Source organism: Pseudobutyrivibrio ruminis DSM 9787 (assembly GCF_900218035.1).
GTDB lineage: Bacteria > Bacillota > Clostridia > Lachnospirales > Lachnospiraceae > Pseudobutyrivibrio > Pseudobutyrivibrio ruminis.
The window spans coordinates 157,150-172,859 of sequence record NZ_OBMR01000008.1 but is presented as its reverse complement, the minus strand read 5'-3'; the positions used below and the strand labels follow the sequence as shown (position 1 = coordinate 172,859).

Annotated in this window: 11 protein-coding genes; 5 read left to right on the top strand and 6 right to left on the bottom strand. The window is 40.5% G+C overall.

Annotation, left to right across the window (positions count from 1 at the left end; genetic code table 11):
* Positions 1–17: 17 nt before the first annotated feature.
* Together clpB and CRN97_RS09585 are read right to left on the bottom strand one after the other, a co-directional pair.
* Complete coding sequence (gene clpB / locus CRN97_RS09590; protein ID WP_097076721.1) at positions 18–2,597, bottom strand: ATP-dependent chaperone ClpB; 2,580 nt, start codon at positions 2,595–2,597, stop codon at positions 18–20.
* A gap of 103 nt (positions 2,598–2,700) precedes the next feature.
* On the bottom strand, positions 2,701–3,441 hold the full coding sequence (locus CRN97_RS09585; RefSeq protein ID WP_097076720.1) for a hypothetical protein: 741 nt from the start codon (positions 3,439–3,441) through the stop codon (positions 2,701–2,703).
* A gap of 346 nt (positions 3,442–3,787) precedes the next feature.
* Between CRN97_RS09585 and CRN97_RS09580 the strand changes: the two genes are divergently transcribed.
* The 5 genes from CRN97_RS09580 to CRN97_RS09560 all read left to right on the top strand — a co-directional run bounded on the left by CRN97_RS09580 (position 3,788) and on the right by CRN97_RS09560 (position 9,484).
* A complete protein-coding gene (locus tag CRN97_RS09580) occupies positions 3,788–5,437 on the top strand; it encodes a peptide ABC transporter substrate-binding protein (RefSeq protein WP_097076719.1) in 1,650 nt (549 codons plus the stop codon).
* An 82-nt stretch (positions 5,438–5,519) separates the two neighbouring features.
* Entirely contained in the window at positions 5,520–6,455 is a 936-nt protein-coding gene (locus tag CRN97_RS09575) for an ABC transporter permease (RefSeq protein ID WP_097076718.1), read from the top strand.
* A gap of 1 nt (position 6,456) precedes the next feature.
* Positions 6,457–7,470: an ABC transporter permease gene (locus tag CRN97_RS09570; protein ID WP_044935979.1), complete on the top strand. Its 1,014-nt coding sequence runs from the start codon at positions 6,457–6,459 to the stop codon at positions 7,468–7,470.
* 9 nt (positions 7,471–7,479) lie between these two features.
* On the top strand, positions 7,480–8,565 hold the full coding sequence (locus CRN97_RS09565; protein WP_074790182.1) for an ABC transporter ATP-binding protein: 1,086 nt from the start codon (positions 7,480–7,482) through the stop codon (positions 8,563–8,565).
* Entirely contained in the window at positions 8,549–9,484 is a 936-nt protein-coding gene (locus tag CRN97_RS09560; RefSeq protein ID WP_097076717.1) for an ABC transporter ATP-binding protein, read from the top strand. Before CRN97_RS09565 ends, CRN97_RS09560 begins: the two co-directional genes overlap by 17 nt.
* 44 nt (positions 9,485–9,528) lie before the next feature.
* Here the strand turns inward: CRN97_RS09560 and CRN97_RS09555 are convergent, their stop codons facing one another.
* The 4 genes from CRN97_RS09555 to CRN97_RS09540 all read right to left on the bottom strand — a co-directional run bounded on the left by CRN97_RS09555 (position 9,529) and on the right by CRN97_RS09540 (position 15,710).
* The gene (locus tag CRN97_RS09555) at positions 9,529–9,969 is read right to left on the bottom strand and encodes an Hsp20/alpha crystallin family protein (protein WP_090395318.1); all 441 of its coding nucleotides are present in this window, start codon (positions 9,967–9,969) and stop codon (positions 9,529–9,531) included.
* A 701-nt stretch (positions 9,970–10,670) separates the two neighbouring features.
* Complete coding sequence (locus tag CRN97_RS09550; protein WP_097076716.1) at positions 10,671–13,235, bottom strand: heavy metal translocating P-type ATPase; 2,565 nt, start codon at positions 13,233–13,235, stop codon at positions 10,671–10,673.
* Between the two features lie 12 nt (positions 13,236–13,247).
* Positions 13,248–13,577, bottom strand: a complete 330-nt coding sequence (locus CRN97_RS09545) for a metal-sensing transcriptional repressor (protein ID WP_177175699.1) — start codon at positions 13,575–13,577, stop codon at positions 13,248–13,250.
* A 138-nt stretch (positions 13,578–13,715) separates the two neighbouring features.
* A complete protein-coding gene (locus tag CRN97_RS09540) occupies positions 13,716–15,710 on the bottom strand; it encodes a right-handed parallel beta-helix repeat-containing protein (RefSeq protein ID WP_097076715.1) in 1,995 nt (664 codons plus the stop codon).

The window sequence follows — 15,710 nt, the reverse complement described above, 5'->3', positions numbered from 1 at the left end:
CATTATCCTCCTGTGTGTTAACTAAACAGCTTGGTTCCATCTGAATCAATTGTGATAGTTGAACCTTCGCTTATGTCTCCTGCAAGTATGATTTTAGCTGCCATAGTCTCCACATTTTTCTGAATGTATCTGCGAAGAGGACGAGCGCCATATACTGGATCGTAGCCCTGATCAATGACGAACTGCTTTGCTGCTGGAGTAAGTTCGATTTTTAGCTGTCTGTCTTCAAGTCTACCATTCAATTCAGCCATAATCAAATCTACTATTCCGCCAATATTGTTCTTTGTAAGTGGCTTGAACATGATGATTTCGTCCAGTCGATTTAAAAACTCTGGTCTAAATGAATTTCTCAAATCATTCATTACCAAATCATTTGTCGCTTGGGTGATTTCACCAGTATTTTCATCGATTCCCTCAAGCAAATACTGAGAGCCGATGTTGCTGGTTAGAATAATAATTGTATTTTTGAAATCAACTGTACGGCCTTGTGAATCGGTGATTCGACCATCATCAAGTACCTGCAATAAAACATTGAATACATCAGGATGTGCTTTTTCCACTTCATCAAAAAGTACTACCGAATATGGTTTACGGCGAACTGCCTCTGTAAGCTGACCGCCCTCGTCATATCCTACATATCCTGGAGGTGCTCCTATTAATCTGCTGACGCTAAACTTTTCCATATACTCCGACATATCAAGACGAACCATGGCGTTTTCATCATCAAATAGTGCCTGAGCTAATGTCTTTGCAAGCTCTGTTTTACCAACACCTGTAGGACCTAGGAAAAGGAATGAACCGATTGGCTTGCTTGGGTCCTTTATTCCTGCCTTTGAACGAATTATAGCTTCTGACACAAGCTTTACAGCCTCATCCTGTCCCATAACTCGTTTGTGCAATTCCTCATCAAGATGAAGAGTCTTGCTGCGCTCTGTTTCATTAAGCTTTGCTACAGGAATACCTGTCCATCTTGAAATGATTCTTGCAATTTCTTCCTCTGAAACATTTTCATGAACCAAGCCTGTATCTCTAGCTTTAAGTTTTTCTTCTGCTTCTGCAAGTCTTGCCTCAAGCTCTGGAAGCTTACCATACTGAAGCTTTGCAGCCTCTTCCAAATCGTATTTCTGCTGTGCAACCTTTATCTGGCCCTGCACATCATCAAGCTCTTCTTTGATTTTAGCTACATCCTCAACAAGCTTTTTCTCATTATCCCATGCAGCTTTCTTTGTGTTGTATTCATCACGAAGCTCTGACAATTCCTTTTGTAAATCTGCAAGTCGCTCCTGAGATAATCTGTCTGTCTCTTTCTTAAGAGCAGCTTCCTCAATTTCCAACTGCATAACTCTTCGATTCATCTCATCCATTTCAGCTGGCATAGAATCAAGCTCTGTTTTGATAAGTGCGCAAGCCTCATCCACAAGGTCGATAGCCTTATCTGGAAGGAATCTGTCGGAGATGTATCTGTTAGAAAGTGTTGCTGCACTAACTAATGCGCCATCGGTAATCTTTACTCCATGGAATACTTCGTAGCGTTCCTTAAGACCTCTAAGAATAGAGATTGTGTCTTCAACTGTTGGCTCATCAACCATTACAGGCTGGAAACGTCTTTCAAGAGCAGCATCCTTTTCAATGTACTCGCGGTATTCATCAAGGGTTGTGGCACCGATGCAATGAAGCTCACCACGTGCAAGCATTGGCTTAAGCATATTTCCTGCATCAAGACCACCGTTACCATTTTTTCCAGCACCAATAATCGTATGAAGCTCATCTATGAAAAGAATGATTTCTCCATCAGAGTTTTTAATCTCATCAAGAACAGCTTTCAACCTTTCCTCAAACTCACCCTGATATTTGGCACCTGCAATCATTGAGCCAATCTCAAGTGAAAATACCTTTTTGTTTTTAAGTGCTTCAGGCACATCACCTCTGACAATACGCTGAGCCAAGCCCTCTACTACCGCTGTCTTACCAACACCAGGCTCACCTATAAGTACTGGATTGTTCTTTGTCTTGCGGCTAAGAATTCTGATGACATTTCTAATTTCTTCATCACGACCGATTACAGGATCCAGCTTGTTTTCTCTTGCTCTCTCTACCAAATCGTATCCATATTTTTCAAGTGTGTCGTAGGTTGCCTCTGGATTATCCGTATTTACGGTTTGATTTCCTCTGACAGTTGCAAGCACTGCAAGGAATGAATCCCTTGTAATATTGAATGCCTTGAAAATATTCTTGATAGGTATGCTTGGCTTTTTAATCATAGCAAGCATCAAATGCTCAACAGAAACGTAGCTATCTCGCATTGATTTAGCTTCGTCCTCAGCATAAGTAAGAACATAATTGAGATGCTGACCTACTCTAAGTTCACCGCCCTGGACCTTTACTCTGGCTTGAAGTGCCGCATCTACAGCATTTTTGAATTGCTCCACATCGATGTCCATCTTGCTAATCAATGATGGAATCAATCCATTTTCCTGACGTAGCAACGCCATCAATAAATGCTCCTGCTCTATCTCCTGATTGCCATAATCCATGGCTATTTTTTCGCATGCATTAATTGCTTCGATTGATTTTTGTGTAAATTTTTGGATGTTCATAATCTCACCTCCACCCGTTATTTATCTTGTAATTATGTTCTAACACAAAAATTAGCACTCGACAAGTCCGAGTGCTAATAATTAATAATTATTTTAGATTTCTTTAGTTTTGTCTATCATAAACGCGTAAGTCATAATGTGTTGAATACATGTCTTCCAGACTTTCTACATCTACATCCCCACTAATTAGAAGTCTATCAAAAGATTGCGATGTACGATGCTGACGATAATCTTCGTAACACATGTAAGCAAAAGTCTCAATTAGTGTGGCATTAGGCTTATAGATAGAATAAATATCTATAATATCTGGATTCAGTAAATATGTCTTCGTACCAATCGAATATGAACGAACCGCAACAATAGGTCTTTCCTTGGTGCTGCTTTCATGTAAATATGCAGTCAATTTATATGCATCAATATTGGCTCCACCAACTACACAGCTTCCTAATTCTTCGTATACTGGTGGCTGCGGATCAAAATCGTATTGTTTGACATTAAGCAGTTCAATCGCACTAGCAAGCTTTTGCAACTCATTAAATAAAGTCATATTGCCAATAGTGATGGCTGTATGCTTTGCATAGTCTGTCAAAGATACAAAATCATATTTTTCATTTTCATTAAAGCCTGTTGGCTTAACTGCCTCGATAGCAGCATCACTAAAATAATAATCTGGGTAATTGTCTCGAATGTAAGTAAGAAAAGTTTTGAAGTCAAAGAAAGTACAGCGATGTAGGTCAATGTTTTCGATTTCGTCCCGCGTGACTTGCCGGACTTGCTCCTCATCGCTATTAGCTTCAATTTGATAATTTAAATGCGTTCTAAATAAAATATCTGTTGTTTCCATAATTTTAATCTCCCCCTTTTAGTATACTAGCACATATAGTACCTTCTGTACATAGTAATACTATACCTTGTAGCAATTTTATTAAATTATACTAAAATTAAATATTGGGGTTTATACAAGTTTAATATTTTTTATATTAAATATTTCTATAACTAATTATCAAATTTACTTAAAATTAATTTTAATTTTCCTCTTTAAACTACTAAAGTATTGTGCTATAATTCGACGCAAGTACAATGAAGTGCTAACAATTAGGTAGAGCTTCATTGTTTTTTTTGCCAATACACTTTAGTTCTCTAAAGAAGAAAAGCAAGCCCAAATTTAATAACCTAAGGAGGATGAACTTATGAAGAAAAAACTACTTGCTTTAGTTCTTGCAGCCACAATGGTTGCTGGGTTAGCAGGCTGTGGAAATTCTAGTGCAGATACAGCATCAACAGGCTCTGCATCTACTGCTTCTACATCAACTGACCTGAATGTAATGATCGAAACTGCTGTTGAATCACTTGATCCACAGCAGGCAACAGACGGTACTTCTTTCGAAGTAATCGCTGACTACACAGATGGCCTTATGCAGATGGATTCTGATGGAAATCCAATCAACGCTTTAGCAGAAAGCTATGAGCTTTCAGATGACGGCCTTACTTACACATTCAAGATTCGCGATGATGCCAACTGGTCAAACGGCGAGCCTGTAACAGCACAGGATTTCGTATTTGCTTGGCAGCGTGCAGTAGATCCTGAAGTAGCATCTGAGTATTCTTACATGCTTTCAGACATCGGCCAGATTGTAAACGCAGCAGAAATCATTGCTGGTGAAAAGGATAAGTCAGAGCTTGGAGTTACAGCTGTTGACGACAAGACACTTGAGGTTCAGCTCAATGTTCCTGTTTCATATTTCCTTTCACTTATGTATTTCCCAACATTCTATCCTGTAAACGAAGCTTTCTTCAACGAATGTGGTGATACATTTGCAACAAGCCCTGAGACAGTTCTTGCAAACGGTGCTTTCGTACTTGATAGCTACGAGCCAGCTGCAACAGCATTCCATCTTACAAAGAATGAGGACTACTACGATGCAGCTTCTGTTTCACTTTCAGGTCTTTCATATCAGGTAATTCAGGATTCACAGACAGCTCTCATGAGCTATCAGACAGGTGATTTAGATATCACACTTGTAAACGGTGATCAGGTTGACCAGGTTGAAGACGATCCTGAGTTCCAGTCAATCGGTGCTGGTTACTTATGGTATGTAACTCCGAACATCAAAGAAGTTCCAGAGCTTACAAACCTCAACATTAGACTTGCTCTTACAATGGCAATCAACAGAGAATCTGTTACAGCTGATGTTTTAAAGGATGGCTCACTTCCAACATACACAGCAATCCCACGTGACTTCTCTGCTGACTTCTCTGCTGATCAGGAACTGTTTAAGGATTACTGCCGTGACGATGCAGCTGCTGCAGCTGAGTACTGGCAGGCAGGTCTTGATGAACTTGGTATCACAGAGCTTACTCTTGAGCTTGTAGCTGATGAGGATGATGCACCTGCAAAGGTTGCTACAGTTCTTAAGGAAGAATGGGAAACTACTCTTCCAGGACTCACAGTAAACATCACAACAGAGCCAAAGAAGCAGCGTGTATCTGATCTTCAGGAAGGTAACTACGAACTTGGTCTTACAAGATGGGGACCTGACTACGATGATCCAATGACATATCTTGGAATGTGGTACACAGACAACCCTAACAACTACGGTTTCTGGTCAAATGCTGAGTACGATGCAATTCTTGATGAGTGCACAACTGGTGACCTTTGCACAGAGATTGATGCTAGACGAGATAGACTTTACGATGCAGAGCAGATTGTTATGGAAGAAGCAGTTATCTTCCCAATCTACACAGCAGCAAATGCACAGATGGTTTCATCTAATGTTTCAGGAATTGACTTCCATCCAGTTGCTCTTAACAGAGTTTACAAGAACACAACAAAGAACTAATAGGAATTAAATTCTTACTTTGGAGCTCAGAATTTATAGCTGAGCTCCCTAAGTAAAAATTTAAAAGGGAAGGATATGTAATATGAAAAAATACATACTAAAGAGGGTTCTTACATCTATTCTTACTCTCTTGGCAATCGTTCTAGTGCTATTCATTTTGATGCACTTGATGCCAGGTTCGCCATTCAATGACGAAAAACTTTCAGATGATCAGCGTACCGTCTTGTACGCGAAGTATGGACTGGATCAACCAATTGTAATTCAATTTGGAAGATATGTAGTCAACATGCTAAGAGGAGACTTCGGAGTAAGCTACAATATTTCCAAAAATACTCCAATTTCTCAACTTATCCAATCAAGACTTCCAATTTCAATCAACATTGGTTTCTTCGCAGTAGCATTAGGCGCTATAGTGGGCCTGATTCTTGGTCTGATTGCAGCACTAAAGCGGGATACTGTTTTGGATACTATCTGCACCATCATTTCAGTAATTGGTGTGTCAGTTCCATCCTACGTATTTGCTTTAGCTCTTTCATACAACCTTGGTTTCAAGTGGAAGGTATTCCCAATGCTTTACAACACTGCAGATGCGCTGAATTCCAGCATTATGCCTTCAGTTGCATTATCGATGTTTACCATGGCAACAATTGCCAGATTCACCCGCAGTGAAATGATTGAAGTATTAGGCAGTGAATACATGCTTTTTGCAGAAAGTAAAGGACTGACAAGCAGTCAGATTATCATCAAACATGCTCTACGAAATGCTTTGATTCCTATCATCACTGTTCTTGCGCCACTTGTAGTTGACCTTATGACCGGTTCTCTTGTTGTAGAAAAGATTTTTGCTATTCCTGGTGTAGGAAGCTTGCTTGTAAATGCAATTCAATCAAATGATTATAACGTAGTAATCGCTTTAAGTTTTATCTACTCTGCTCTCTACATTTTCGTAATGCTGGTTGTGGATATTCTTTACGGCATAATCGATCCACGAATCAGACTTGGAAAGGAGGGCGACTAAGATGGATGCATACTTTGTTTTAAAAAAGCAAAATGAAGATATCAATATCGATTCCAACTATGCTTCACAAAGCTTTTGGAAGGAAGTCAGACATCGTTTCTTCCACAAGAAAAGCGCTGTGGTCGGACTTATCTTCATTATTCTTATTGTATTTTTTGCCATCGTTGGCCCAGGCATGACCGAGTATGATTACTCAACACAGGAGCTTACTCAAAAAAACTTTGCACCACGTGTTCCTGGCCTCGAAAACCTTGGCATTCTTGACGGAACAGAAACACTTAGCACCACAACAGGTAGCAAGGAAATCAATCAATATGAAGCTGGCGGCCATGATGATTTGTACTACTGGTTTGGCAGCGACATGTACGGTCGTGACCTTTGGACTCGTTGTTGGTCAGGCGCCCGAGTATCGCTTATCATCGCTGTTGCTGCTGCCCTTATCGATATGATTATCGGTATGAGCTACGGTCTTATCTCCGGCTTCTTTGGTGGTGCCGTTGATATGGTAATGCAGCGTTTGCTAGAGATTTGGAATGGTATTCCAAGACTTGTAATTGTTACACTTCTGCTTCTTATCTTAAGACCAGGTATGATTACAATTATTTTTGCATTAATGCTTACTGAGTGGGTTGGTATGAGCCGAATCGCACGTGCAGAAATGCTTAAACTTAAAGAGCAGGAATTTGTTCTCGCATCAAGAACTCTTGGTGCCGGCAGCTTCTTCATTATCTTTAAAGAAGTTCTGCCAAATATTATTGGACCAATCATCACACAGGTAATGTTCTCAATTCCTACAGCTATTTTTACTGAAGCTTTCCTTAGCTTCGTAGGTCTTGGAATTCCTGTACCACAGTGTTCACTTGGTTCACTGATTTCAGATGGCTACGATTCATTTACAACCCATCCATATCAGATTATTCCACCAATTATCATAATGGCACTGTTGATGCTTAGCTTTAACTTACTTGGCGATGGCCTTCGTGAAGCCTTCGATCCAAAAATGAAAGAAATGTAGGAGGGAGATATGGCAGACGTAATTTTAAATGTAAAAAACCTGGACATTTCTTTCAAGACAAGTGCAGGTATGGTACACGCCATCCGCGGAATCGACTTTGATTTGGAGCGCGGTGAAACTGTAGCAATCGTTGGAGAATCTGGTTCTGGAAAATCAGTTACAATGAAAGCCGCTATGGGAATTCTTGCAAAAAATGCGGTTGTTAACAGTGGCCAAATTGATTTCACTTACACAAACGAAGATGGCGAATTAGGAACTGTGGATATCCTTGAGAAGGATAAAAAATGGCTTAGAAAACACATCAACGGAAAACGAATCGCAATGGTATTCCAGGATCCAATGACATCATTGGACCCTACCATGAATATAGGTAAACAGCTTGTTGAGGGAATCCTTCTTCATACAAAACTAAGTAAAGACCTTGCTTATATGAAAGCCGTTTCGCTTTTAAAGGAAGTTGGTATTGAAGATGCTGAAAAGCGAATGAAACAGTATCCTCATCAGCTTTCAGGTGGTATGCGTCAGCGTGTTGTTATTGCTATCGCATTATCATGTGACCCTAATCTTTTAATCTGCGATGAGCCTACTACTGCTTTGGATGTTACAATCCAGGCGAAAATCATAGAGCTTATCAAAAAGGTGCAAAAAGAAAGAGGCATCTCTGTTATTTACATCACCCACGACTTAGGTGTTGTTGCTAAGGTTGCTGACTACGTCAACGTAATGTACGCAGGAAAGATAATTGAAAAGGGCCTGACAAACGAAGTCTTCTACGACCCAAAACATCCATACACATGGGGACTTTTATCTGCTATGCCTGATTTGGAAACAGACGACGACAGGTTATACACAATTCCTGGTTCTCCACCAAATCTTTTACACGAAGTCAAAGGAGATGCATTCTCTCCTCGTAACAGATTTGCACTTGAAATTGACGACATTGAAGAGCCACCAATGTTCCAGATTACAAAGAATCATTTTGCAGCCACATGGTTGCTTGACCCACGTGCTCCAAAGGTTGAAATGCCTACAGAGCTTCGTGAAAGACTAGATAGAATGAAGAAGGAGGCAAGTAAATATGACAGCGAACTATAATGCAGAGCCTCTTTTGAAGGTTGAAAATTTAAAGCAGCATTTCAAAGTTAGCAACAACTATACCGTAAAAGCTGTAGAAGGTGTTTCATTTGAAATCTACCCTGGTGAAACCTATGGCTTGGTTGGAGAATCAGGCTCAGGTAAATCTACTATCGGCCGCTCTGTAATCAGATTGTACAATCCAACCGATGGAAAGATTACCTTTAACGATACTGACATCACTGGTCATCTTTCTAGAAGCGACAAAACCATGCTTCGTACACAGATGCAGATGATTTTCCAGGATCCTATGTCTTCTCTTAATCCTAGAAAAAAGGTTGAGGACATCATCGGGGAAGGATTAGACATTCATCACACCTACTCATCAAAAGCAGAACGTGATAAAAAGATTAAGGAGATTCTTGCAAAAGTTGGGCTTGCTCCAGAGCACGCTTCTAGATATCCTCATCAGTTTTCTGGTGGACAGAGACAGCGTGTAGGCATCGCCAGAGCTTTGATCATGAATCCAAAGCTGATTATTGCCGACGAATGTATTTCTGCCCTTGATGTTTCTATCCAGGCTCAGGTTGTAAACCTTATGAAAGATATACAGGCCGAAACAGGTGCCGCTTATCTTTTCATTGCTCACGACCTTTCAATGGTAAAGTACATCTCCGACCGCATCGGCGTACTTCACCTAGGCCACTTGCTAGAAACTGGCACCACAGAGGAGATTTTTTCAAATCCAATCCATCCTTACACAAAAAGTCTTCTCTCTGCCATCCCAGAACCAAATCCTGTGGTTGAGAAAAATCGCGTAGCATTGACTTACGATTATAAAACTTCGGGTATCAATTATAATGAGGGAACGGAGCATTTAGTGGGTGGAACTCACTATGTAAAATGTACCGACGCTGAGTTTGAAAAATGGAGTAAATAAAATGAAGGCCTCTCCTGATTTGGAGAGGCCTTTGAAAGTTCAAGCTATCCTTCAATAGCTATATATTTTGTTTCATCTTTCTGAGGAATTTCTTCCTTCTTAGGTACGCTTAAAGTAAGAACTCCATCCTTGAATGCTGCATGAATATCTTCCTGTGTGATGTTATCACCTACATAGAAGCTTCTGCTGCAAGAACCAGTGTAGCGCTCGCGGCGGATGTAGTTGCCGTCATCGTCCTGACTGTCGTTGTTCTGATTTGTTTCTGCTTTGATTGTAAGATATCCATCTTTCAACTCAGCTTTGATATCTTCCTTGGAGAATCCTGGAAGATTCATATCTACTTGATAACCGTTTTCGGTTTCTTTTACATCTGTTGTCATCATTCTTGAGAAGTCATTATCGAAATTTCTTCCGAATCCTGTGACACGTGGTACTCCAAAGAAATCATCCATAAAATCATTTGATAAAATACTAGGCATTAACATAATACTTACCTCCTTTTATTTACGGGCTTCTTTGAGCCTGATTGTTAATGTGGTTAAAGAAGAACTTCTTTTGTTCCTCTTTGTGATTATGTTATAAACCTAAAATTAGCACTCGTCAAGTACGAGTGCTAATAATTTATAATTATTTTATATTTTGTTTATAATTTATCTGACATTTCCAAAGCTCAACATCTTCAGTAATAATCATAAACCTGCCTCTTTAAACATATATCTTCCATTTTTGCAATCTATTATTTCTGATCCCCCTAATGCCTTAAGGAAGAAATCCTTAGTGTGGCATAACTTTTTAAGAGACTACTGCCTAAACTAGATTTTGCTAGATTAGGCAGTAGCCTTTTTGGTATTTGGGGACAGATAAGATTGAAATACTTTTGTATGCTAAATACTAATCAACTTATCATTAGGAATGTCGCCTAGTTACGCCACACTGGCCTTGAAAACTACTGCCTATTTCTTATTTTTTATTCTAGGCAGTAGTCCCCCAGTGATGACTTGTGGCTTCGCCGCAATCCAAGTTTCAAACCTGCTTGACTAACATTTATCTGCCAAAAGTTATGAAGTCAAGGGAGCGAAGCTCCGAAGGCTTGCCCTTGACTGAAATAACTTGGCAGATATGATGTGTCGAGCAGGTTGAAACACAAAAGAGACCAGACAATAGTCTGGCCTCTTCATTTATTTTCTTATTTAATTCCTACAAACTCGTAGCCTGCGGATTCTACTGCAGCCTTGAGGTCTGCCTCAGCAACATCAGCTGAAGTCTTAAGTGTAACAAGGTTTGCCTCATGATTTGCTGTAGCCTCATCTACTCCGTTGATTTTCTCAAGGGCTTCCTTCACGTGTGCTTCGCAGTGAGCGCACATCATTCCATTAACTGTAATTTCCATTGTTGATTTGTCCTCCTTTATTTCTCCAGCTTTTGAGTGCTGGCTGTTAACTAATAATTTTTCATGACCAAGTGAATTCTTTAATGCCTTATCTCTAGTGTGGTCGTGCATTTTAAATAGATTTAAACGCAATGCATTTGTTACAACGCAGAAGCTTGATAAGCTCATTGCCGCTGCGCCAAACATTGGATTCAATGTCCAGCCGAATGCATGTATATATGCACCTGCTGCAAGTGGTATTCCAATAACATTGTAGAAGAATGCCCAGAATAGATTCTCATGAATATTACGTAAAGTCGCGCGGCTGAGTCTGATTGCTGCTGCCACATCTGAAAGTCTACTCTTCATAAGAACTACATCTGCTGCATCAATAGCAACATCTGTACCTGCACCAATGGCAATTCCCATATCGGCACGTGTAAGAGCTGGCGCATCATTGATTCCATCTCCTACCATGGCAACCTTACCATACTGCTGCAATGCTCGGATTACTTCCTCTTTGCCGTCCGGCTTTACGCCTGCAACAACTTCATCTACACCTGCCTCAGCTGCAATAGCTGCTGCGGTCTTTTCATTGTCACCAGTAAGCATTACCACGTGGATACCAAGATTCTTAAGATGTGCGATAGCCTCTGGCGAATCTTCCTTTATAACATCTGCAACTGATATGATTCCAAGATACTTGCCATTCTTGGCAAAGAATAATGGAGTCTCGCCCTTTTCAGCTAATCTATCTGCAAGCTCTACTATTTCAGTACCAACATTAGCATGCTGCTTGATAAGCTCTAGGTTTCCTCCGTAGACTTCCTCTCCATCCAAAATAGCTGTGATTCCATTTCCAGATAGAACCTTAAAATCTGTAACCTCGGCTGGCTCCATACCATTTTCAAGGCCATTTTCTACAATAGCTTTAGCAAGGGGATGCTCTGATTTGTTCTCCACCGCAAATGCCACTCTAAGAAGATCCACATCATCCACATCCTCGGCCTCAAAGATTCCAACAACCTTTGGCTCACCTTTTGTGATTGTACCTGTTTTATCAAGGGCTACAATCTGCACCTTTCCTGTCTCTTCCAAAGAAACAGCTGTCTTAAACATGATGCCATTCTTGGCGCCCATGCCATTTCCTACCATAATGGCAACCGGCGTAGCAAGACCAAGAGCACATGGGCAACTGATTACAAGGACTGAAATTGCTCTAGCAAGAGCATAGCCTACAGGCTGTCCAACAAGCATCCACACTATAAAAGTGATTATCGCAATTACGATAACTGTTGGAACAAATACTCCCGAAACTTTGTCTGCGATTTTAGCAATTGGAGCCTTTGTGGCTGCCGCATCACTAACCATCTGAATAATCTGAGAAAGGGTTGTGTCCTTTCCAACTCTTGTGGCTTCACATACCATATATCCACTTTCATTGCTTGTAGCTGCTGAAACTGAATCACCAACCGACTTATCTACAGGAATGCTTTCACCTGTAAGGGCGGATTCGTTTACTGCACTGCTACCATCCACAACGATTCCATCCACCGGAATGTTGTCCCCAGGCTTTACAACAAATCTATCTCCGATTTTGACCTGCTCAATAGGGACTTCTGTTTCTACTCCATCCTTTAATACAACTGCGGTCTTGGCTGCAAGCTTCATCAAATCCTTCAGGGCATCTGTGGTACGTCCCTTGGAAATAGACTCTAACAGCTTACCAACAGTAATGAGTGTCAGGATTGTAGCCGCTGATTCAAAGTAAAACTCCATCATGTAGTCCATGACTTTATCCATATCGCCAGCAACCATAGCTGATGTCATTGCAAATAAAGCAAATACACTGTATCCAAAGGATGCTGTTGCACCAAGGGCTACCAAGGTATCCATATTTGGTGCGCCATGAATAAGTCCTTTAAATCCACTGACGAAAAATTTTTGATTGATAACCATAATTCCGATTGTAAGAAGCATTTCATACAATCCCATAGCGATATGATTTCCATCCAGAAAACCTGGCAGTGGCCAATCCCAAAGCATGTGCCCCATCGACACATACATAAGAGGAATCAGTAGTATCACTGAAGCAATCAGCCTATTTCTGATCTTTGGAGTCTCGGTGTCTGCAAGCTCATTATCATAATTTGGCACTGAGGCACTTGCTCCTGCAGAACCATCTGCCTTTAAGCTGGCACCATAACCTGCATTTTCTACAGCCTTTATGATTGCCGCTGCATCTGCATTTCCTTCGACTCCCATTGAATTCGTAAGAAGGCTCACTGCACAGCTATCCACGCCAGGAACTGCGGATACAGCTTTTTCCACCCTAGCCTGACATGCCGCGCAGCTCATGCCTGTCACATTATATTGTTCCATATAACACCATCCTTATTTCATTAGCTTTTGAAGAACCGTTACAAGCTCGTCTACCACCTCTTCATCACCATTGCGGATGTTGTCTGCAACGCATGTCTTTACATGATTTGCAAGCAAAACCTTGTTGAAGCTATTGAGAGCTGATGTAATGGCAGAAACCTGCATGAGAATATCTGTGCAATAGGCATCCTTCTCAAGCATACTTTCCACTCCGCGAACCTGTCCCTCAATTCTTTTCAGGCGATTCATCAAATCCTTAAATTCTTTATCCTCGCGACTTTTGTGCTTGCCAGAGCAACAGCATTCGCAAGTTTCCTCTATTAATTCGTCCTTATTTCCCATAATTAGTACTCCTTTATATACCCCCGAGGGGTATCATCTTTGTTAAGACGATAATATACCCCTATGGGGTATTTGTCAACAATTAAATTTTATACAATGAAAAAGGAGCCTCTAAAAAATAGAGACTCCCTAATGTATTTACATCAGTCTTTCTTTTGCTAATTCCTTTGTAGCGAATGGTCCTGGCATAATCGCCGCTGTACGATGATTGCCAGCAAAATCATAATTAAATATAATTGGTGTTCCATCAGGATTTTCAAATTTTTGCTGTGGCTCAAAAGCTTTTCCTAATGTATCTGTTGAAATCATATCTACCTTGAAGTCCTCGATTAAATCAAAAATATTAGTATCAAGGAAATATCCGCCATCTTTTTCAACTACATCTACATAAGCTTTTTCTGATTCCTCAACAAAAGCATTCTTTTCATTCTTCCATGGCTTTGCACCTTCAAAATATGCATTTCCATCAATCCATACTGGAAGATGTGCAAAGTGCGCATCTTCGTGTTTCATCATATTAGGATATACCTCGTCCATATCAAACATCTCTATCCACTGGTCATAGGTAGGATATTCATCGAAACAATAGGTACCAACCTTTCGATTCTCAACATATTTCTTTGTTGGGTCTGAATCATTTAAAAGTTCCAAATCCTTTGATGACCACTTTTGAATGAAGATATTATTATAAATACGATCATCGCCATGAAGAATTGTCATGAATCCCATCACTTCAGTTCGATGCGGCATGTGATAAGGAGTGTATCTCCAAGTTGTTCCATCGCCTACATATGTGAAGGAGCCTGCGCAAAGGTTATGAACCATGGCAACACCCTGTGTAGCTATTCTCAAAGAAACATCTGATAAAAGAATATTATTGTCGATAAGTGTTGGTCCATGACCAACCTCAACAAATATATCCTGGCAAGTCATGCCACCTTTAAGCTGCTCTGCAAATTCAGGACACTGATTATCGTGCAACAAATTCTGAGTGATTCTTGTGCCCTGTGCTTCCCAGTCGCACCAGATTCCCATTGTGCAGTGGTGAATGTGGTTACGTCTCATAATAACATCAATTGCAGCGTGCATTTTTATTCCTGCAATCTCAGCACCGCCAAGCTCCATCATATTGTTGATATGGTGAATGTGATTATCTTCGATGATACTAAATACACCGCCCATACGACCGATAATTCCACCTTGTTCACAATGATGAATATTGTTTCGACGAATTATATGGCCACCGATTTTCTCTTTCAACCAACCATAATACTGTCCACGACATACAGAATCACGCTCCATCTGAGTAGGACTTTTAACATGCTTAGTTGTATAAAAATTACTGTTTTCTGGATCAAAGTAGCGACCTACACAAATGCCCGCGCATTTGCTACCCCAGATATCGCAATCCTCAATTATCCAGCCTTTGCTCCAATGAGGTGAAATCATACCATCCTGATATGCTGCTGGAGGAGCCCATGTTGTTGCAGCCTTATTGATATTGAAACCACTAACAGTAATATAATTAACTCCCTCTTTACTTGGCATGAAACATTCACGTCTTACTGTGATTTCAACATTTTCCTTATTAGGATCCGCTCCGCCAAAATTCACATAAAAAATAGTCTCATCAAGTGCATCGTTCTGGCACGCAAACCATTTTCTTTTTGATTTTTCCGGTACCCAAGAGCACTTGTATACTCCACCTTCAAGGCATTCCTCAATACTCACTGCCTCATATAAAGCCTCGTCATTTAACCAGACACATCCTGTGTGTTTGTTTGGAGTTGCAAAATACCAATCACCATATACCAAAGTCGTATATGGATTGTATCCACCAAAGATGCTGTTTTTCACTTTGGCTGTCCACACATCATCCTTGTATTTTACCCAGCCTTTTAGCTTTTCAGCTCCAGTGATTACAGCACCAAGTGGCTCAACACTTTTATAGGCTATTGGTGCGTTTTCCAGTCCTGCATTTATAGGGTCTACATATTCTCTATAAACTCCCGGTGCCACCAGAATTTCATCCCCTGGGACGGCTATCTTTGCGGCTTCATTTATTCTTCTAAAAGGCAACTTTTCTGTTCCGTTGCCATCATGTTTAGCATTTACATCTACGTATATTGTCAT